This window comes from Desulfosporosinus hippei DSM 8344, from assembly GCF_900100785.1.
Lineage (GTDB): Bacteria > Bacillota > Desulfitobacteriia > Desulfitobacteriales > Desulfitobacteriaceae > Desulfosporosinus > Desulfosporosinus hippei.
This window is the reverse complement of record NZ_FNCP01000011.1, coordinates 12,519-31,763: the sequence shown is the minus strand read 5'-3', so window position 1 is coordinate 31,763 and position 19,245 is coordinate 12,519. Positions and strand designations below refer to the sequence as shown.

Here is a 19,245-nt window from a genome sequence, read left to right as displayed (position 1 = left end):
ATATTATAATAGATTACAAAAAATTTTTCTATACTATAAAAGAAACAATAACTACTTAAACGAATCTGGTAGTATCAAATTGAGAGCGAACAGCAGTCATTATCTCCTGAGCCATCCAGTTCTTTGTAAGCGATAAGTAAAAAAAAGTAAAGGGTGCTTCGCTTTTTAGACGAGGCACCTTATCTTTATCGGATAAAAACCTTTTCTCTAATCTGCAGTTTTGAGTTGCTAGCTTTGGGTTTCCTCAACATAACGTGCAATAATCGTACCTACCACTAATGCCCAAACTGGGGAACTAATATTAACAATAGAAAAATTTGATACGGCAATGATAAAGGTAAAGGCCGTGCTCAATTTCATCGATGGTTTGGAAAACCCTACAGCTAGACTGTTCCCAAAAACGCCCAACAACGCAATCCCTACAACTATGGAAACGAATCCTGCCGGCAATGCCTGAATCCAAGGAACTAGCCGCCATGAAAATAAGCCAAATATAATTATGATAATCCCTGAGACAACTGCACCCATATAGCGTGATTCATGGGGTCCTGCCTCTTCATCAGAACAAATTGCTGTCATCATTCCTGCTACATTAGCTGATTGTCCGCCAAAAAAACTTGTAATAATCGAAAAGGCTCCACTTAAGGTTACAATTCGATTCACGGGCGGGCGATAATTATTCTGTTCTAAGGCACCAATCCCTACTGCAGCGTCATTACTCAAAATAAGTAGCGCTAAAGGAAGGGAAACGGAAAGAAAACTCAAATAATCAAATTCAGGAATTTGAACTCTTGGAACTACAAACCCTGCCGATAGGATATCTACGCTCAAGGGTTGTGTCAAAAGTAACATAATAAAACCTGCCAAAATAGCAGCAACCATTGGAGGAACGAACTTCTTCCTTTTGTTAAAAATCAGATAAACAACAATTGCAATTCCACCAACGATAGGAAGTTGATGAATCGAAGATACAAACGAAACCATATACTTAGTTATCATCCCAGCTAACATTACGGAAATAATTTGTTTGGGGACGTAATCAATTAGCTTTGAAAATACTCCCAGATAACCAACGACCAGCATTAAGACACCCGAAATAATATAGGTACCGATAAGTTGCTGATAACTAAATTGAGCGGTAACAGTGGCTAAAAAAGCAACACCTGTTATTGAATGAGCACCCACAATAGGCATTCGATAATAAAGTGGAATCCAGATGCTATAAATTCCGCCAAACACATAGACCGAGAACATCCATAGAATGGTTTGAGTCAGAGTAAAGTTACCCTTAGATGCTGCCTCTAAAATAATTACCGGTGGCCCAGTTACTGCCAAAAGCCCCGAAGCAATGCCTGCAGCAACGTTTTTATGATTTAGATCAGCTAAATTACACTTCATTATTAAGCTCCTGACTTTACTAATTCTTTAGGAATCCTTTTAATTTTTCCGCAAAAGGGACATCTGCAGGAGCAAATTCATAGCGATCTAATTCCACTGGATAAACCCAATGGATTTGGCTATGCACTCGATTAGAAAATTCTCCGACAGTCCATCTACACCAAAAAGCTATAAGCTTGATAATTCCATTTTCATATTCATAAATACTTTCTCCGAAAGGTTCCAGAACCTCTACCTCAACACCTAATTCTTCATTTATCTCACGTTTTAAACACTCTCGCAGGGTCTCTCCTACTTCTATTTTGCCACCTGGAAACTCCCATTTTCCAGCCAATTTGTCTTCGCCTGCCCGCTGGGCAATCAGAACTTGACCATCTTTTAGAATTATTGCAGCTGTAACTTCTTTCATACTACCGACCTTTCTAATTCTCCTCGTGCCACTAACTTCAGTTCTCAAATATCAGCTATTATAAATTTGATCATAGAATGCAAAATTCCTGCATTAATAAAATTATTACTTATATTTTACTATTACTGAGTTTAGTCACTTATTTCTTACAGTGATAAATTCCCTGAAATGCCATTAGATATTCTTATAATTTAGTTGTCATAACAACATTTAAATAGTATATTGAGTTCAGGAGCTTGTTACGAAGCTATCTCTCAATAATTAAAGCGAGGTGGTGTCATCAAATGATCAAAGCTAATCCCTCACAAAACGAACAGATATGGAGTAAGACCTTTTTTTTAATACTCCTAGTTTCATTCTTAATGTTTTTGTCAATGTACATGCTGCTCCCAACCCTTCCATTATATGCTCAAAGTCTTGGAGGCAATGAAACTATTGCCGGAACAATCGTTGGAATTTTTACACTTTCAGCAGTACTAGTTCGCCCCTGGTTCGGGAACCTGCTTGACTACAGAGGTCGAAAACTAATCTTAATAATCGGTATCGCCATTTTCCTGGTTTCAGTGATTGCTTATAACCTAGCCTTTACGATTATTTCCTTGTTAACTATAAGAGCAGTTCACGGTATTGGTTGGGGGGCATCTACAACCGCTACCGGAACAATGGCTTCAGACGTTATCCCTGCAGCCAGGCGTGCTGAAGGGATGGGGTATTATGGGATAGCTGCTACTATAGCAATGTCTCTGGGACCAGCTTTAGGGCTATATTTAGTTAAAAATAACAGTTACTCACTTTTGTTCGCAGGCTCAGCAATCCTGTCAGGTCTTGGTTTGATAGGCTCATTTTTTATTAATTATGAGACTTCTCCCAAAAGACAGGCCAAGAAGAAAGATCCGCGTGTAAAAGGCGTCATCTTGGAAAAAACTGCGATTCCTTCAGCCTTGGTATTGTTCTTTATCACCTTGACCTATGGTGGAATAGTGAGCTTTTTACCTGCATATGCAAGCTTCCGGGGGGTAGATAACATTGGAATATTCTTTAGTGTCTATGCCCTTGTCTTATTATTGGGTCGCCCGATTATTGGGAAATTATCTGATAAGTATGGCCCGCGGAGGTTTTTAGTCCCCGGTATACTTATGCTTGTCGTTGCTCTGGTACTTCTTTCTATGGCCTCTTCCTTATCCATGTTTCTACTGGTTGCTGTGGTGTACGGACTGGGGTTTGGAACAGTGCAGCCAATCTTAAACGCTCTGGTTATAACCTTATCACCACCTGAGCGGAGAGGAGCCGCTAATGCAACTTTTGCAGTGGCAATGGATCTAGGCATTGGACTTGGGGCAGTTATACTCGGGTTCATAGCACAAGAATTGGGATATGTATATATGTACGGCAGCTCCGTAATTTTTGCATTATTAGCCTTGGTTATGTACTTCTCCTTCCTTCGAAAAAAGCTTCCGGATGAACCTAGAATCCTTAGTTAAATGTGTAGATATATTTAATATGAATTTCAAAAACCCTCCACTAAGTAAGCTTATCTCTGGTAACTTGTGGAGGGTTATACTTATGGGTTTATATAGCAAGATCCTGTGACTCAAACACCCTTTTTGCCCACTGCCATAGAACCATTGAAACCAGATTAAGTCCTACAATAGAACCAGCTGGATTTTTAGTTCCCTCTAATACTTCTTGAGGCTGAAACAATTGAAAAAGAGAGACTTTCTTCAGCCAGGAATATTTATTACTTAGCCCTCCCACAATATCTAAACAATAAAATATAAGAGTTAACCCTGCAGCATAGGTTAATGCCCGTTCCTCCTCAACAAACCAGGCCGAGAAAAAAAGGCTGTAGGTTTCGATTAAGGAAAAAAAAGAGAATCCTAAAAGACCTAAGCGTACATACCTGTCGTGACAGATGGTAATCCCTGAGCGGGATGCACCAAAGAAGAGTCCCAGAATTGTTACGGTGACCAATATCCCCCCCGAAAAAATCAAGACGGCAGCTTGAGTTGAAAGTATCTCACTTCTCGATATCGGTGTTGATAAAAGCAGGGCTATAGAGCAATCATCCACCATTTTAGCTAATAAGTTATTGGCTGTTTGAATTCCATAAACAGCCATGAGCATAACCCAAATCCTCGCAAAAAACTGTCCGGATATAAACGCCTCAAATGTATCTGTACGTGCATTTTCAGAAACTCCGAACACAGTCTTTACAGCAGTCGGTAATGATACTGCGATCTCTGTAACAGCCGGATTTTCAGCAATCACTGGATAAACCCAAGTTAAAAGTCCTTCATAGAGAACAATCCCGGTTGAAATCACAGCAATCTTTTTTTTGTGTTGCTTAAACATTGCCCTAAATAATGCTCTGTTCATGGTCACCCCACCTTAAGTCTAATCATCTCTCATCAGAACTAATATCTATTTATAAAAATCCAAAAAGGCCTCTTCAAGCTCCAAGGAGTGTTGCTTAAAGCGAACTACATGAACTTGACCCAATGCCATCCACAGACTATCCAATTCGCCGGCAACACGAATGATACATGATCTGCCTTGTAATGGGATCAAATTCAGCTGACTCTCTTTTAGCAGCTCTAAATCCTCATCACTTTCCACTTCGATTTGAAATGTCTGATACTCTGCTTCTCTAAGCTGCCAGATACTTTTTATGGCCAGAAGTTTACCTTCTTTAATTATCCCCACATGTTCACAGGTTCGCTCAATCTCTGGAAATTGATGGGATGACATAAATATGGTTTTTCCCCTTTTCTTTTCCTCCAGGATTAAATCAATGAATACTCTTTGCATTAACGGATCCAATCCTGATGTCGGTTCGTCAAAAATAAGCACCTTAGCATCCAGCATTAAGGCTGCAATTATACCTAACTTTTGCTTCATTCCTTTAGACATTTTCCGAATTAGAATTTTCGAATCTAAATCGAGGGCATTTATAAAATACTTTTGGTTCTTCTTTATCTGGAAACGGTTCCTATGCATACCAGCTATAAGACTAAGAAATTCCAAGGCTGTTAAGCTTTCCACAAAATGAAGTTCACCGGGAAGGTAACTGACCAGCTTCTTAACCTCTGTTTTTTGTTCCCAACAGTCCAGGCCGTTAATCGTTACTTGCCCCGAATCAGGCTTTAAAAACCCCATCAGAAGGCGTATTGTCGTGGTTTTCCCTGCTCCGTTGGGACCTAAAAAACCAAATGCCTTTCCTTGATCAACGTCAAAGCTAATTTTCTTTATCCCTTGTCCTTCGCGGTATAGTTTGCTCAGTTCTTTTACCTCGATCATTTCCTCCCTACTTTCTATAAGGGGCCAGACTCTCAATGAAACTAATAATTATTGATGCAAATTTACGCTAATGGTTTTCTGGCAAAAAAATAATGAGATACTTTAAAGGGCAAAGGAATAACCTCAACCTCAGTAAATCCAGCTTGTTCTAATAGATTAAGCACCTCTTTTTCCAAAGGCAATCCCTCAAAGCCATCATGACAAGAAAGGAAAAAACTCATCAAATTTTGGGGAATATGGGTTTTGAAAATCTGGAATGCCGGACTAACTCCCCTTAGAGCCGTCAAAATCCCAATTTGCCCACCTGGTTTTAAGAGATCCATGACAGTTTTCAAAAGATCTAAACGCTGTTGGCCAGTGAAATAGTAAATAAGATTATTTAGCAGGCAACAATCATAGGTTTCTAAAGAATCTCTAAAATCAAAAACATTCGTTGCCTCAATTCGAATACGCCCTTGAAAAAGTTCTGTTTCTAATGCAGCACGATTAGCCACCGACTGGTTAACTTCAAGCCCCACGCCGTTTAAATTCGGAAATTCTTCAACCATTCTGCGTAGTAACCCTGCTTCACCGCAACCAACATCTAAAACACAATGCCAGTCTTCTTTTTCACATTTCCCTCTAAGAACAGGCCAGACAAAGAACTCTGAAGATTTTGAGGCTCTTGAAATAAGCTCATTCTCCATTTCATTATCCATCTTTAGCCGGGGTATCTGGCGTCTTATTAGTTCCGGCAATTGTGCAAAACTAGCCCCCCAATAGAGAGCAAACTCTTTATACATAGCCTCTAAGCCATATTTACGATAACCATGGATGGCCTTCCCCGTTTTACTAAGCTTATATTTTCCTTTAGTTAAAACGACAAGTTCTTGTATTCTAGCTTGTTCAAGCCAATGATCAAGCAAAAGAGGATCCCAATCCGGGTTTTCGGCCAGGAAATCCTCTTTGTTCCTTTCTTCCAGGAAGCCCTCCCAAAGATTAAGCTCGTACCCGGTGTGTACAAGCCAGAGAAACCCTAGATTTTCCATGAGTGAAATGGTTTTTCCGAGAAGCGATAGCATTCCTATATCCACGATTTCCACCTCATCTTTTTTGTTCTTATCCCTTTAATAAAGGAGCTCTCAAAAGAAAATCAGATAGCGCCAAGCCTTTAAGCGTCGGCGCTAATACTAATGCTAATGAACAATCGCCCATAGTTATTAAAATCTTTACTACTTTTATATGTGCTTTAGTGAGCAGTAGTGTTTGTCTTCCTACCTCCTCAAAATTATTTTCCAAAATTTTGAAATACCGACACTTCTCCAGATAAACCTTCTACTAAATGGTTTGGCCTGTTCCACCAGACTTAGAGAAGGGCATAAATCCCTTAAAGTTCCTTCCAAGGTAAGAAAAGTCTTGCCTACAAGAACAAACTCGGGGGGGATATGAATTCCATGCTTAGAGATGATGGCCAAAAAATCCTGGATACTCTCTCCTATAGTAAATTTCTTTTGTTTTGAACTTATATACTTATGGCGCAAGTTGTGAATATCCGCTTGGAACGAATCCCGATCAACGAATGATGATATACCCATCTCAGAAAGAGTCTGTAAAAGTAAAGCATCGTCTCCACGGATTATTCCAGAAGCCAATTGAGATAGCTGAGCCTTCATGGGGATGGAGAGATTCCCAATAATTCCGAAGTCGATTAAGCTAATTTTTCCATCCGGAAGAATGAGAATATTTCCTGGGTGAGGATCAGCGTGAAAACATCCTTCCCGAAGTATTTGCTGCAGGAAGGCTTTACTTAAGTGATTGGCAATTTTACAAGCATTTTTAGAGTGTTTTTCTGAACAAGAGATTTGATTTAACGGGATCCCCGGAATATATTGCATTGTAAGAACCATAGAATTCGTTAATTCCCAATAAATCTTTGGAACCACAATATTGGAGTTTTTCTTACTGAGTTTAAAGATTTTCTCTGCATTTTTTCCTTCCTGAAGAAAATTCAACTCTTTTATGATAGTCTCGGAAAACTCCTCAACTATCAAGCGAACCGGATAGCCTTTACCCCACTTTGTATTCAGCTCAATTCGTTCTGCAAGCACCTGGAAGATCTCCAAATCTGTCATAACTCTTTCGTGAAGGAATGGGCGTTGCACTTTTACGGCAACTTTTTCTCCATTATGCAAAACTGCCTCATGCACTTGAGCAATCGAGGCCGAAGCCACTGGGATTGGATTAAAATGTTTAAAGACTGACTCTAAGTTGACCTTTAAAGACTCTTCGACTACTCGACGTACGATACTAATGGGCAGCGGATTAACACGATCTTGGAGTTTTTCTAACTCTTTAATGATCGGTAGTGGAAGCAAATCAGATCGGGTACTCGCCATTTGGCCAACCTTAATAAAAGTTGCCCCAAGTTCTCCTAATGCCGCTCTCAGATGAACACCGAGCAGTGCTAAATCTTTTTGCTCTATTTTGTTAATATTTCCAGGGATGATCAAGTAACCAAGTCCATGTCTAAGCAGTACGGAAAGGATCTCGTAGTAACGAGCAAAATGTCTCTCCGGTATTCCAAACATAATGAAACTCTCCGTTTCTTCAAAGCTATTATATAGTTATGGAACGATAAACATAATGTTACAAAGCTAATCCCTAACAATACTCATGCTTTTTCACGGTAGACCCTCATGCCGCTACTAACGAAGACACCGTCTTCGCACGGGTTAACAGAGCTAAAAACCGCTCCCTCCAGAGCCCGACAGAACCGTCTCCTGTCGGATGGTTTTTCAGAGTAGTATAAATAAAGTGGCTAGCACCAAAGCCATAAGACTTCGGTGCTAGCCAGATATTATGGTTCCCTTTATTTTGTCATTCGGATCTCATTTCCTTGAAAACCCAATTGGCCAAAGACACGATAATTGAGACAAGGAAAGCCACTCCAAATCCCGGCACAGAAAATCCTGGCAGCAGCCCACTAGTGAGCATAATCATCCAGGTATTAATAACAAGTGTAAAAACTCCTAAAGTTAGAAGATTGAGAGGGATAGTCAGTAAAATCAGCAACGGCCGAATCATTAGATTGACAAGCCCCAGAACTATCCCTGCCCATAAGAAATGAAGTGGAGTTGATGCGACCATAGGCAAGAATTGGGCCGCAATAAAAAAGGCCAGTGCATTTACTAGTACACGATAAATCTTTCGTTTCAACTCTTCACCTCCACTCATTTTAAGCTTATTTTCACCTGAACATCTGCAGTCTTAACATCAACTATATCCAAGCCCTTATACTTAGATAAATCTTTGATAACCATTTGCGTTGCTGTTATAATACCACTCGGCGAAACAGTTTTAACCCAGCTCATAGGTTGGCGCGAGGTTTCATCTTTAGGAAGCGGAATTCGTTGGAGAGCCATTTCCCCAATCCATACTAAATCAGTAAGTGCTGGAGAAATTCGTTAACCACCCAAACGGGCACCGGAAATGTGAATGCCCTACGCTTTTGAACTTTGACTCGAACCACCAAAAGTAAGGCGGATTTACTCCACATACACTTCTACCTTAATTCTTCCCTCTTCAGGATCGGCGACTTCTACATCTACAATCTTACCATCAAGACTCTCATCAATTATTCGAGCAAGGCCTTCTATATCCAGATCTGTTAAATCTAGGCCTTTCTTCTCCAACTCCGCCTTCTTATCAGCAGGCACAAAACTCATTGCATATACCACAAGCTTTGAAGCAGAACGTATCAAAGTCAAAGGAACATTAACATTAACTTTAAGTGTTTTCTCCCCTTGTACTCGAACCCGTAAAAAGCGTTCGCCCTCTTTCTTCACAAAATTCTGCTCAAAAATCTGCGAACTGGTTTTATTTGAGTTTCCTTCATCGACAGCCTTCAAGAGATCCAAACCTTCGACTGCTGTCAGTTTACCTTCTTGAACCATTTCAAGTATCTTCATCTTTTCACTGCTCATTTTTATATTCCCCTTTTCAAAATAAATTTTATAATCAACGCTGAACCCATCTAGTTCTAATCTTTACTTGACTTTCTCATCTGAAGCGCAGCTTCCTGAGCCGATATCTCACCCCGTTCTAGAGCTTCTAGAATTTCCTGTCTCCGCAAACTTTCCTCGGCAGAGTTAGACTTTTCATACTCACTCTCTTTTCCAGCTCCATAACCAAGGGCCTCAATGACACTATCTAAACGACTTCTTACCGTCGGATAGGAGATACCTAACTCTTTTTCTACCTCTTTGATATTCCCCCGACATTTAATAAATGCCTCCATGAAAACTAATTGTTCAGCTGGCAGCCGACAAAATTTACAGGCACTAAACTCTCCTTCAATTTTTGTAGGACAATGTGTACAAGAAAGCTTACTTATTTTCATTTCCTGATCACACACCGGACACCGATGGGGCATCTTATAATTCAAGGTCATCACCTCTAAATCAAATTACAAAAGCACTTCTGTGCTTTGATAATAAACCTATTTATTAACATTGTCAATATTAATATTAACTTATTTAAGGAGTATATTAATATTATTAAGTCCGATATTGGACATTTATAGGTGCAACTTAATTGGAACTCTAGTAAAATAATAATGCAGCCCGTCTACGGAAAGACTAGCTGCATTAGTTAACAAACTAAAATGAGGAGGGACTATCTATGCCACAAATAAAAATACGAGGAATCGAGATAGACACAATACGTAAGGTAAGCAAAATCATGCTCGACGAGCTATCAGCACTAATTCAATCTCCAAGGAGCGACTTTACACTAGAAGTGATTCACTCAACTTTCATTCTCGATGAGGAGGTTGTGCAAGGGTATCCTTTTATCGAAGTTGCCTGGTTTGACCGTGGACAAGAAATTCAAGATCAAGCTGCCCAAGCCATCAGTCGTATAATTAATCAAGCTGGGTACCCAAGCGTCGATATTATGTTTACCGTTTTAGATAAAGTTCGCTATTACGAAAACGGCGAACATTTTTAAAAATTGCCATAGAGCAATTGAGGTTCTGATCATCTTAAGAGCCGTCAATACCTTGCAAATAGTTTCAACGTCTTAACTACTTAAATTATCAAAGTCGAGAAGTTTGCTACTAATACTCTTAAGTGCCTCATTTATACCACATTGTTAATTTTTTTGTATACTTCGACGTCACAAATCGCAAATAATTTCGCATCTGTTGGAATTGGTTCATTCAACTTAGTGTTTATTGTCATATCACTCTTGTTTGATACTAATGTAGCCCCTTGCTTGATAAGTGCAAAAAAAGCATCCTCATATGTTTTCCATTCAGGTCTGATCGTTACGTGATATACATCCGCACCTTTTTGGCGACTTAATAATTGGGTGAAAATATCTAGGCTTCCTTCATTAAGTGCTGACCTTACAGCTAATCTAGATACAGCATCGTGGGAGAGAACGAAATCATTAACTTTAACGTGTTTGAAGTTTTGAATATGTTTCTCCATCATGATTTCAACTGTGGTATGTACTTTTGGCGCTATGCTCTCTATAGTTGAAGCTAAAAGTAACGATTTCCCATCAACAAGAGAAGGCTCATCAATTCTTGCATCGGCAAAAACGATGGCCGAACGAGCATTCTTAATGTCTGCTTGTTCTAGTATATCGATGGAACTTGGGTCACCACTAATAAAATGAATTTTAGGTTTATCATAAGGATGTTTGTCAATCTCATCAATAATTACAACCTCAATATTGGGGTCTGTAGATAGAATTTCTTCTATCGCATATTGTGCTTTTTTACTCCAATTAACTATAATAACGTGGTTTTTGCCTTGATACCTCAAGCGCCCAGCCTCCCTTCTCCTATTAAAATCTGCAACAGCATCGATAATCTTACCAATGACTAAACTTAACAAACCAATTCCAAATACATAAATGAAGATAGTAAGCACTTTTCCTGGAAAAGTGCTTGGAGAATAATCACCATAGCCAACAGTCGCCATCGTTGTTAAAACAAAATACAGAGAATTAAACCAAGTTTCAAATGTCTCTGGCTCAATCATATAAGCAAATGTTGATGCGCTCAGTACAAAAGCAATAAATCCAATTGCAAGTGCTGTGTTCTTCATTTTCACTAATTTCATTGATAAGCGAAGCAAAAAGTGCAAAAGGTTTTCCTCCTACAAAATATGTTATGGTTCTTACTATCTAGTTCATCCCAGGCTTTTCTCGTAAGAACGTATTTCTAATAGATGCTTGAATATTTATAGTTAACCCTCTCGATTAAAAACCTGATGGAAGTTATATGCTATACTTCTACAAATTTAACTAGTTCTCCTTTAAAAAGCTCAACAAAAAACCACCTATGATAGCCAATCCTTACTTAGTATTAACTACTTAGAAAGGGAGACGGTTTAGTTAAACGCTAAACCGTCCCCCCCTTTTTCGCCTTCTTACGGAAATTAAGCCCGCCACAGTCTTAAGGTAAGACATCGCAGACTTCCTCCACCAGCCAAAAGAGCTTGAGGGTGAAATTCTATGACATCAACGCCACGCTGCCGCAATCGCTTTTTAGTCTGATTATTCAAGGCAATATCATAATGAATAATGATCTTGGGCTCTAATGTAACAAAACTACACCCCCAATTTTGCTGTTCTACATCATTCAGTTCAATAAGCTCGATATTCCGTTCAGCAAAAAACTCTCGGACATTGATTTCTACCCGCTTTTGTTTGGTAATCAAAAATGTTTGCAGAAATGCCGACGGAAAATAGACTCCTAATTGTTCGCTGATTCTATTAATAATCATATCAGCATGCATAAACCTTCGCTCCTGAGGGGTTTTCACATAAATTACTTCTTCGAAAATTTCTAGGGCTTTTTGAAAAAAGCTTTCTATGGTACTGGTTTTCAGTCGTTCTGTGTCTACTATAATCAATGTTTTTGGCGAAAAAGCCATACACCCTTCGAATTCGTCATCATCTCTAAATTCGTGAAAGATAGGGATACTTAAGTTATTCAGAACTTCTTTTACTACTACTTCCTCTCCGGCTCTGGTGCCCGGACACATCTTAGATAAAATCACTCCCTTACTCGTCACGACTGCAATATCATTAAGATAAGCTAAATTTGGAAGCTTCGCTAATAAATCTTTCGTTCTCCTGACAAAGTTTCTAAGCTCTAAGACTTCAATGTCATGAGCTTTTAACAACTGGGCATATTGTTCATGTTCCTTATGATACTGATCAACCTTCGGAACGTTATTGAATAGATGATATTTATAGTTTGATAGATTAACAGAAGCTAGAGACTCAACTGGGTTATGTAGCAAAACTTTCCTTAAGCGAGCTAACTTTTCATTCCCATATTCTGGCTTTAAATTACTCATAATTGCCCTATCCCAAGCTCAAAGTTAAAAGCCCCCAGAGCAGCACTATCGGCCATAAAGATATTCTTTTGATGGATAGGATTCATAGTTAGCTGGATTATTTCCCCAAATCTACAGGACTTGTCCATAAAACGACCCTCTCTTCTACACATTTTTTGCTTATATCATAGAGGATGTACAATAGGGACTAAAACATACATACTATTACTCCAAGCTGGCAGGCCTTTAAGAAGGAATCTCTAAATCCCTGATTGAAGTAATACTGAGTTCACTGCTGAAGATTGCAATGGAGATTGCATAAAAGCCTAACCTTCGGAAAAACTTAGATAGGAAAATCTTCAAAGAGGGTACGTATAATGCAGTTAGCAGCTCTTAGAGGATGCCTTCAAAATGTCTTCACATCATGCATATGACGTTTGGCAGTGGATAGTTAAACAACAATCTCTTGGTAATATGTATGATGTTGTCCAAGGGCCAGCTTCAGTTTTTACAGTAAAATTTATAAAAAACACCCTAAATAAGTCAGTTTACTGAACGGACATATTAAGGGTGTTGATGTATCCTGCTTTAGTCTCGTAGGCTAAAGCTTTCTTTTGCCTTCACCATTGCCACTATTACTTCGTTGACAGGGACTGAGAGCCTCAATTCGTGAGCTAGTTTAACAACCGCTCCATTTAAGGCTTCTATTTCTGTTCGACGACCGTTCTGAATGTCTTGTAGCATTGAAGCATGGTGGGCAGAAGTTGGAGGAATTAATTTTTCATAAAAATCGGCCAAATAAGTTTCTGCATCGGGCCAAAACATCGGAATATTTCTTGCCCTAAACACGTCGAAGATTTCTCCAATAATCTTATTCATCAGGTCTCGTGTAACCGGCTCCTGAGCCAATTCGCCATAACTCACTTCAAAGATGGAACCTAAGGAATTGAGAGCGGAATTGTAGATAATCTTTCCCCATATGTACTTCATGATTTCTAAAGATGCTTTTGTGGGAATAAGCGCTTTGCGGAAAATCTCAGCGAATTCTTCTAATACCTCTGAGTTAATAAGATTTTTGGGAGATCCAATCATTACGTCATCCGCGATGACAGTCACCTTGGACTCTCCTGGGGCTAAAGTCTCAGCCCCAAAAATCACCCGTCCTAAAAGAAGCTTATCCTCCCTAATTGATTTAGCAGCGGCCTCAAAATTTCCATACCCATTCTGTAGTAGGAAGACGAAGGTCTTATCTCCTACTAGAGGCGCAATATCCCGGGCAATTTCTTCAGTGACAAACGACTTTACAGTAACAATTATCATATCAAAGGTCTGCTGCCTAAGTTCAGAGACATTAGCTACAACGTTAGAGAGCCTAACAGAGTGATCTCCCCAAATTCCGGATACCTTGACTCCTTTCTCCTTGACTCTTTCAATACTTGCTGCTCTACTTAATCCCGTCACCTCATGACCAGATAAGCTCAGTAGGCAAGAGTATACTGTACCCAAAGCTCCTAATCCAACGACTAATATTTTCACGCTATCTTCTCCGATCTTTTGATTTTAATGAGGTAGAGCTTTCATTTATTTATGTATTAATGACGAGGAGCCCATAGCATTACAGAAACACCTATAATACATATGGCGGAACCTAGCCAATCGTAGGTATCGGGAATTTTCTTATCAACTGCCCATCCCCATAAAACTGCAAGAACAATAAATATCCCTCCATAAGCTGCATACACTCTCCCAAAGCTCGGGAAATTTTGTAATGTTGGTATGATGCCATATAAGATTAGGATGCATCCGCCCAATACCCCATACCAAACAGACTGAGATTCTTTGAGCCAAAGCCATACTAAATAGCCTCCGCCTATTTCAGCCAAACCCGCAAGAACAAATAGAAAACCAGCCTGAAGCATAAATATATCCTCCCTCCTCTTTGAATAGCCGCCATATTAAAAAAGAGGCCTAAGAGCCACAAAGAAGTCGTACTTTAACAATATAACGTTATCTCTTTGAAATCAACACCATTATCTGCATAGACTATTTGTCTTAATACAAAGCAATCCTCAATCAAAAAATTCGAAATAAGAGTACTCCAACTTCCTATTATCATAGTTTTTAATTATAATAAAAAAGAAGATTAACCCTGAAATAATAATCCTCTCTAAATAAGTAAATTAGATGTTTTATGAAGGAGAAATCATGCCACAAACACCTGTATTGGAATTAACCAATCTAAGAAAAACAATTAAAGGAAAGGACATCGTTAAAGGGATAAACCTCACTCTCCATCCTTCCCAAATTTTTGGATTCCTTGGGCCTAATGGTGCTGGGAAAACGACGACAATCCGGATGATTGTCGGCTTAATAAAGCCTACTGAAGGATCTGTCAAAATCTGCGGCTACTCTGTTGCTCGCGAATTTGTCAAAGCCTTATCCAATGTCGGCTGCATCATAGAAAGCCCGGACATGTACCAATACTTAACAGGCATGGAAAACTTGCTTCAATTTGCTGCCATGAATAAAGCTATAAGTCAGCAGCGTATTAAAGATGTTATAGAAATGGTTGGACTTCAACATCGAGTCAATGACAAAGTTAGTACCTATTCTCTCGGTATGCGCCAACGTCTGGGTATTGCCCAAGCTATTATTTCAAAACCAAAACTCTTGATCCTGGACGAACCTACTAACGGTCTTGACCCTGCCGGAATCACAGAGTTTAGAAATCTAATCAGAAAACTTGCCTATGATGAAGGGATGACTGTTTTTGTTTCAAGCCACATACTTTTAGAAATACAGCAAATGTGTGATATCGTCTCGATCATTAAACAAGGAAGTGTCGTCAAAACAGCCAATATCCAAGATCTTCTCCAAGACAATGACAAGATTGAGTGGCAATTAAGTGATCCTGAGACGGCAATCTCTCTTTTAAGAGAACATTGGAATATCCAGGCTAGTCAGTTAAAGAAAAATACTATCAGCGCTAACATAGGTCCACATCCCCTTGATAAGCTCAATGAATTTTTAATCTCAGAGGGTTTGGCACTTACTTATTGTTCTGCAACGCGTAATACTTTAGAAGATCTATTTTTAGACCTAACGGTAGGTGATGAAATTGTTTAGTCTGATAGAAAATGAAGTTATCAAAATGATTTCTAAGAAACGTCTCTTGTTTGTCATAGCGATACTCGTTGCACTAATTTCGGTTTTTGCTTATGGTCAACACCATAGCTCTGAAAGAATAAAGACTCAACTCTCTCAAAGAATGGGGATTAGTGCAACTACCGACTGGCACAAACTGGCTGACCAGCAGCTGATCGAGCTCAAAAACAGGTTAGATAGTCCTTATAGAGATGAGAAAGATAAGTCAGCACTCAGGGTAAGAATTGAACAACTGCAATATAATCTTGATAACGATATTAATCCATTGGAACAGTCCGCGGCAAAATTCACCACTAAATTTATGGAACAATCGATTTTCTTATTCTTACCTCTTCTTATCATTATGTTAGCTTCAGATATGGTGTCAGGAGAATCCTCTAGCGGAACTATTAAACTTCTTCTTGTCAGGAACGTTCCAAGATGGAAGGTTCTGCTCAGTAAGTTCTTGACTTTAATTATGTTAGAGATTATTGTGCTATTTTTTGCTTTTGTGTTATCCGAAATTATTTCAGGCCTTTTCTTTGGCTTCGGAGGATGGAACGCTCCTGTGGCGACTGGTTTCAAACTAGTCGCTGGAAAGTTAGACACTTCCTCAGTCCTAAATGTTCCCCAGTGGCGCTACACTCTCATGGTTTATTCTTTAGCCTTTTTTGTTTCCTTTGTTGTAGGGAGCATCTCATTTATGATTTCTGTCTTAGTGAGAAGTACAGCAGCTTCAATCGGGATTATTATGTCAACCCTTGTAGCCGGTAACTTTATAAGTTACTTTCTCTCTGATTGGAAAATCACACGCTACATGTTCATGGTCAATCTACGACTGACAGATTATTTATCAGGATCCTTTCAGCCTATCGAAGGTATGACTTTGCTTTTCTCAATTTTAGTTCTGCTGGGGTGGGCTTCTGCTTCAATTATAATAAGTTTTGTCTACTTCACCAAAAAAGACATTTTAGTCTAAGGAGTAAAAAATGTTTAAAAAAAGCATGTGGTACTCAATTCTTGTGATTGCCTTTGTTGGCTTCGTTATTCTAGCTAACGGTTTCTACCAAGCTATCCTCGTCACAACACAGGCTAATCCTCAACCAACTTCGGAATCAGCACCCCTTGAATCGGCAGCAGATTTAACCCCAAGCTCCAAGAATCCAAACACTATCCAAATGCTCATCCTAGGAGATTCTGTCGCTAAAGGGACAGGAGACGAAAAGAGCAAAGGTTTTTCAGGCTATTTATCGGAGTATCTTAAAAACAATACCTCTAAAGAAATTATTGCTGATAATGCGGGAATTGATGGACTGGAAAGCACCGGATTACTGGAACAACTCCAAAGCCATCGGCTTGAGGAACAACTTACGCATACAGATATAATCTTAGTTTCTATTGGAGGTAATGATATCCGCAGTATTCTCACGCTGAATTCTTTTGATAAAGAAAACGAATTCAAGGTGAGGCTGGATAGATACTTGAGTAACCTAAAGTTAACCTTCAAGGAACTGCGAAGGACTAACCCCAATTCGATCATTATTTTCTTAGGATTGTATAACCCCTATGAAAAGGCAACGAATCTCGTAGATTCTCAACTACTAAACAGCTGGAACTTCAATACCCAACAGCTAGTAGAAACAGATGGTAAAGCAATTTTCATCCCGACCTATGATCTTTTTAAGTACAACACCGAAAGATTTGTAGCACAAGATGGCCTACACCCGAATTCAGCTGGATATCAGGCTATATCTAATAGAATTAGTAGATCTCTGGAAATGATCATTGCCGGATTATAATTAAATTTCCAGTTCATTTAACAAAAACCAATTAATTCCAAACGAGAAAGGATCGTGAATTTATGTACGCTACCGTAAATTCTGACTGTATTGGCTGCGGTGCTTGTGAAGCAATTTGCCCTCAAGTTTTCCGAATGAATGGCTATGAAATCGCTGAAGCCTACAAGAATCCAGTTCCCGATGAGGCCGAACAATCAACTAAAGAAGCCGCTAAGAGTTGCCCAGTAGCTGCAATAATTTTAGAATAGTTCTCCTTCTCCAGTATAGGGTATTAAGCTCTTCTTAATCTTGGGAATACCACCACGGGGATCGGCTACATCCCCTAGCTTTACCATCATTGACCCCGATATTAAATCCATCGGGTTGAAAAAGTGTGTTTAACATCTCCTTAACATCCTTAAGAACTCCCAAATTCCTATAACCTCTTCCTGGGACGCGTCAAAAAGATTGGCAAAATGTCTCTTTGGGATTAAAGAGTTACTTATTCAAGTTAATCCAACAAATACAGCAGGAGAGCTATAAGCTCTCCTGCTGTATTTGTTGGATTAACAATTATTCTATCACGTAGTTAATAAATAAAGTTAATTCTTTTGCTAAATCATACTCCGTAACCCGCACTTGAGGACGATTACCTTCAAAAACACGCACGATCGGTCTCATAGGTAACCCTTTGTTCTGTCCGACAATAACTCCTGTATCTCCATTATTAAGCTTAACTGTATACCCTGTAGGATAGGAAGCGATATATTGTAGAAAGATATGGATTAATTCCTTGCGAAAACGCACTCCAGCGTTTGCCATGAGTATTTCGCAAGCAACATGGGGTAATACTCTTGGAATTCCCGGAGACCCATGGATCAGACAATCATAGAAATCTGCTATAGCAACAATCTCTGCTAAGGGGTGAAGAGCATTACCTTTTAATTGTCGAGGATACCCTTTGCCATTTGTCCATTCGTGATGTTGATAGGCCATATGAGCAACGATGATACTCGTTTGTGCTTTATTCCGAATCAGCTCATAGCCCTGAGTGGTATGACTATTATATAATTCTCTTTCCTCATCAGTTAGCTTACTTCTTTTATTAAGTATCTCAGCAGGTAAATTAACAACTCCCACATCATGGAGCAAGGCACCTTGAGCAAGCTCATTAAGTTTCTCGATTGGGAGACCTAATCCTTTCCCCAACACACATGATAATACACAGACGTTAACAGAATGAGCGTAAACTTGATTATCCATGTTTCGCATATCCATTAAGCTAATCATTATTTCTCTCTGAAAAAGAATGTCTTGGACAATGTTACTTACTGCCTCTTTGATATTAATTTCTTTATTCTTATCATCTTGAATTGTTTTGCATGATTTTTCAATGGCACGCATAGCCTCAAAGCGGTGCTTATCCGATATAACATCTTCAATAATGATATCACTGGTTAAATCGTCCTCAATATAAACACTATACATTTCCATTTGCTTTAATCTATAAATAAACTGAGGCTTTAATACTACGCCCTTGCCAAGAAGTATCTTACCACTAGAGGAATAGATCTCTTTTGCTAGCACATCTCCTTCTTTAAGGCGCTGAACACTGATTTCTCGCAAGTCCTCTTCCTCTCTTCCTTATAGTCACCATTTCATCGTTAATCGACACATTTATCTTAAACACTATAGTATTTCGTCATAAATCCCCAATATCCTTTAAGCAAAGACTTCGTTTTTTCAGACTGATTAGTACTAGTGATTAAAACGACTGGCATGCATAAGACAAATATTACAAAGTTACGCACAAGTAACTCATAATTTTCTTGAAACAATATTTTGACCTGAGATTTTAGAATAAAGTAAAGGGTGTAACTACAAT

The 19,245-nt window shown here is 39.0% G+C and carries 23 protein-coding genes; 6 read left to right on the top strand and 17 right to left on the bottom strand.

Features of this window, described 5'->3' with window-relative positions; all coding sequences use genetic code 11:
* Positions 1–228: 228 nt before the first annotated feature.
* Complete coding sequence (locus BLS16_RS10970; RefSeq protein ID WP_092333145.1) at positions 229–1,398, bottom strand: benzoate/H(+) symporter BenE family transporter; 1,170 nt, start codon at positions 1,396–1,398, stop codon at positions 229–231.
* Between the two features lie 19 nt (positions 1,399–1,417).
* A complete protein-coding gene (locus BLS16_RS10965) occupies positions 1,418–1,807 on the bottom strand; it encodes a (deoxy)nucleoside triphosphate pyrophosphohydrolase (protein ID WP_092333143.1) in 390 nt (129 codons plus the stop codon).
* A 284-nt stretch (positions 1,808–2,091) separates the two neighbouring features.
* Here BLS16_RS10965 and BLS16_RS10960 point away from each other — a divergent pair, with 284 nt between their 5' ends.
* Complete coding sequence (locus BLS16_RS10960) at positions 2,092–3,288, top strand: MFS transporter (RefSeq protein ID WP_092333141.1); 1,197 nt, start codon at positions 2,092–2,094, stop codon at positions 3,286–3,288.
* A gap of 88 nt (positions 3,289–3,376) precedes the next feature.
* On the opposite strand, the gene BLS16_RS10955 is transcribed toward BLS16_RS10960, so the two are convergent.
* The 9 genes from BLS16_RS10955 to BLS16_RS10920 all read right to left on the bottom strand — a co-directional run bounded on the left by BLS16_RS10955 (position 3,377) and on the right by BLS16_RS10920 (position 9,527).
* On the bottom strand, positions 3,377–4,183 hold the full coding sequence (locus BLS16_RS10955; RefSeq protein WP_092333139.1) for an ABC transporter permease subunit: 807 nt from the start codon (positions 4,181–4,183) through the stop codon (positions 3,377–3,379).
* A 45-nt stretch (positions 4,184–4,228) separates the two neighbouring features.
* A complete protein-coding gene (locus BLS16_RS10950) occupies positions 4,229–5,104 on the bottom strand; it encodes an ABC transporter ATP-binding protein (protein ID WP_092333137.1) in 876 nt (291 codons plus the stop codon).
* 62 nt (positions 5,105–5,166) lie between these two features.
* Positions 5,167–6,177 (bottom strand): class I SAM-dependent methyltransferase, encoded by a 1,011-nt coding sequence (locus tag BLS16_RS10945; protein WP_092333135.1) that lies wholly within the window; start codon positions 6,175–6,177, stop codon positions 5,167–5,169.
* 25 nt (positions 6,178–6,202) lie between these two features.
* Positions 6,203–6,382, bottom strand: coding sequence for a hypothetical protein (locus tag BLS16_RS23580; RefSeq protein WP_176786130.1), 180 nt, complete (start codon positions 6,380–6,382; stop codon positions 6,203–6,205).
* Positions 6,358–7,671 carry an ABC1 kinase family protein gene (locus BLS16_RS10940; protein WP_092333133.1) on the bottom strand — a complete coding sequence of 438 codons (1,314 nt, stop codon included), beginning with the start codon at positions 7,669–7,671 and terminating at the stop codon, positions 6,358–6,360. The genes BLS16_RS23580 and BLS16_RS10940 overlap by 25 nt, the downstream gene beginning before the upstream one ends.
* A 289-nt stretch (positions 7,672–7,960) precedes the next feature.
* Complete coding sequence (locus BLS16_RS10935; RefSeq protein ID WP_042334601.1) at positions 7,961–8,299, bottom strand: phage holin family protein; 339 nt, start codon at positions 8,297–8,299, stop codon at positions 7,961–7,963.
* Between the two features lie 14 nt (positions 8,300–8,313).
* Positions 8,314–8,505: a hypothetical protein gene (locus tag BLS16_RS24235; RefSeq protein ID WP_242876261.1), complete on the bottom strand. Its 192-nt coding sequence runs from the start codon at positions 8,503–8,505 to the stop codon at positions 8,314–8,316.
* 123 nt (positions 8,506–8,628) lie between these two features.
* A complete protein-coding gene (locus tag BLS16_RS10925) occupies positions 8,629–9,066 on the bottom strand; it encodes an SHOCT-like domain-containing protein (protein ID WP_092333131.1) in 438 nt (145 codons plus the stop codon).
* Positions 9,067–9,122: 56 nt separating this feature from the next.
* Positions 9,123–9,527, bottom strand: coding sequence for a DUF2089 domain-containing protein (locus BLS16_RS10920; protein ID WP_092333129.1), 405 nt, complete (start codon positions 9,525–9,527; stop codon positions 9,123–9,125).
* A 236-nt stretch (positions 9,528–9,763) separates the two neighbouring features.
* Here BLS16_RS10920 and BLS16_RS10915 point away from each other — a divergent pair, with 236 nt between their 5' ends.
* A complete protein-coding gene (locus BLS16_RS10915) occupies positions 9,764–10,090 on the top strand; it encodes a DUF1904 domain-containing protein (RefSeq protein WP_092333127.1) in 327 nt (108 codons plus the stop codon).
* Between the two features lie 131 nt (positions 10,091–10,221).
* Here the strand turns inward: BLS16_RS10915 and BLS16_RS10910 are convergent, their stop codons facing one another.
* The 5 genes from BLS16_RS10910 to BLS16_RS10895 all read right to left on the bottom strand — a co-directional run bounded on the left by BLS16_RS10910 (position 10,222) and on the right by BLS16_RS10895 (position 14,357).
* Positions 10,222–11,238 carry an ion channel gene (locus tag BLS16_RS10910; RefSeq protein WP_092333125.1) on the bottom strand — a complete coding sequence of 339 codons (1,017 nt, stop codon included), beginning with the start codon at positions 11,236–11,238 and terminating at the stop codon, positions 10,222–10,224.
* Positions 11,239–11,532: 294 nt separating this feature from the next.
* Entirely contained in the window at positions 11,533–12,459 is a 927-nt protein-coding gene (locus BLS16_RS10905) for an arginine deiminase family protein (protein ID WP_092333123.1), read from the bottom strand.
* Positions 12,456–12,587: a hypothetical protein gene (locus BLS16_RS24575; protein ID WP_282433735.1), complete on the bottom strand. Its 132-nt coding sequence runs from the start codon at positions 12,585–12,587 to the stop codon at positions 12,456–12,458. The genes BLS16_RS10905 and BLS16_RS24575 overlap by 4 nt, the downstream gene beginning before the upstream one ends.
* A gap of 439 nt (positions 12,588–13,026) precedes the next feature.
* A complete protein-coding gene (locus BLS16_RS10900) occupies positions 13,027–13,974 on the bottom strand; it encodes a ketopantoate reductase family protein (protein WP_092333121.1) in 948 nt (315 codons plus the stop codon).
* Between the two features lie 56 nt (positions 13,975–14,030).
* On the bottom strand, positions 14,031–14,357 hold the full coding sequence (locus BLS16_RS10895; protein ID WP_176786129.1) for a YnfA family protein: 327 nt from the start codon (positions 14,355–14,357) through the stop codon (positions 14,031–14,033).
* A gap of 286 nt (positions 14,358–14,643) precedes the next feature.
* On the opposite strand from BLS16_RS10895, the gene BLS16_RS10890 reads away from it, so the two are divergent.
* The 4 genes from BLS16_RS10890 to BLS16_RS10875 all read left to right on the top strand — a co-directional run bounded on the left by BLS16_RS10890 (position 14,644) and on the right by BLS16_RS10875 (position 17,629).
* Positions 14,644–15,564, top strand: coding sequence for an ABC transporter ATP-binding protein (locus BLS16_RS10890; RefSeq protein WP_092333118.1), 921 nt, complete (start codon positions 14,644–14,646; stop codon positions 15,562–15,564).
* Complete coding sequence (locus BLS16_RS10885; RefSeq protein ID WP_242876260.1) at positions 15,551–16,561, top strand: ABC transporter permease subunit; 1,011 nt, start codon at positions 15,551–15,553, stop codon at positions 16,559–16,561. Before BLS16_RS10890 ends, BLS16_RS10885 begins: the two co-directional genes overlap by 14 nt.
* Positions 16,562–16,571: 10 nt before the next feature.
* Entirely contained in the window at positions 16,572–17,381 is an 810-nt protein-coding gene (locus tag BLS16_RS10880) for a GDSL-type esterase/lipase family protein (RefSeq protein ID WP_092333115.1), read from the top strand.
* Positions 17,382–17,443: 62 nt separating this feature from the next.
* On the top strand, positions 17,444–17,629 hold the full coding sequence (locus BLS16_RS10875; protein WP_014903945.1) for a ferredoxin: 186 nt from the start codon (positions 17,444–17,446) through the stop codon (positions 17,627–17,629).
* 304 nt (positions 17,630–17,933) lie between these two features.
* On the opposite strand, the gene BLS16_RS10870 is transcribed toward BLS16_RS10875, so the two are convergent.
* On the bottom strand, positions 17,934–18,986 hold the full coding sequence (locus BLS16_RS10870) for an HD-GYP domain-containing protein (protein ID WP_092333114.1): 1,053 nt from the start codon (positions 18,984–18,986) through the stop codon (positions 17,934–17,936).
* Between the last annotated feature and the right edge of the window lie 259 nt (positions 18,987–19,245).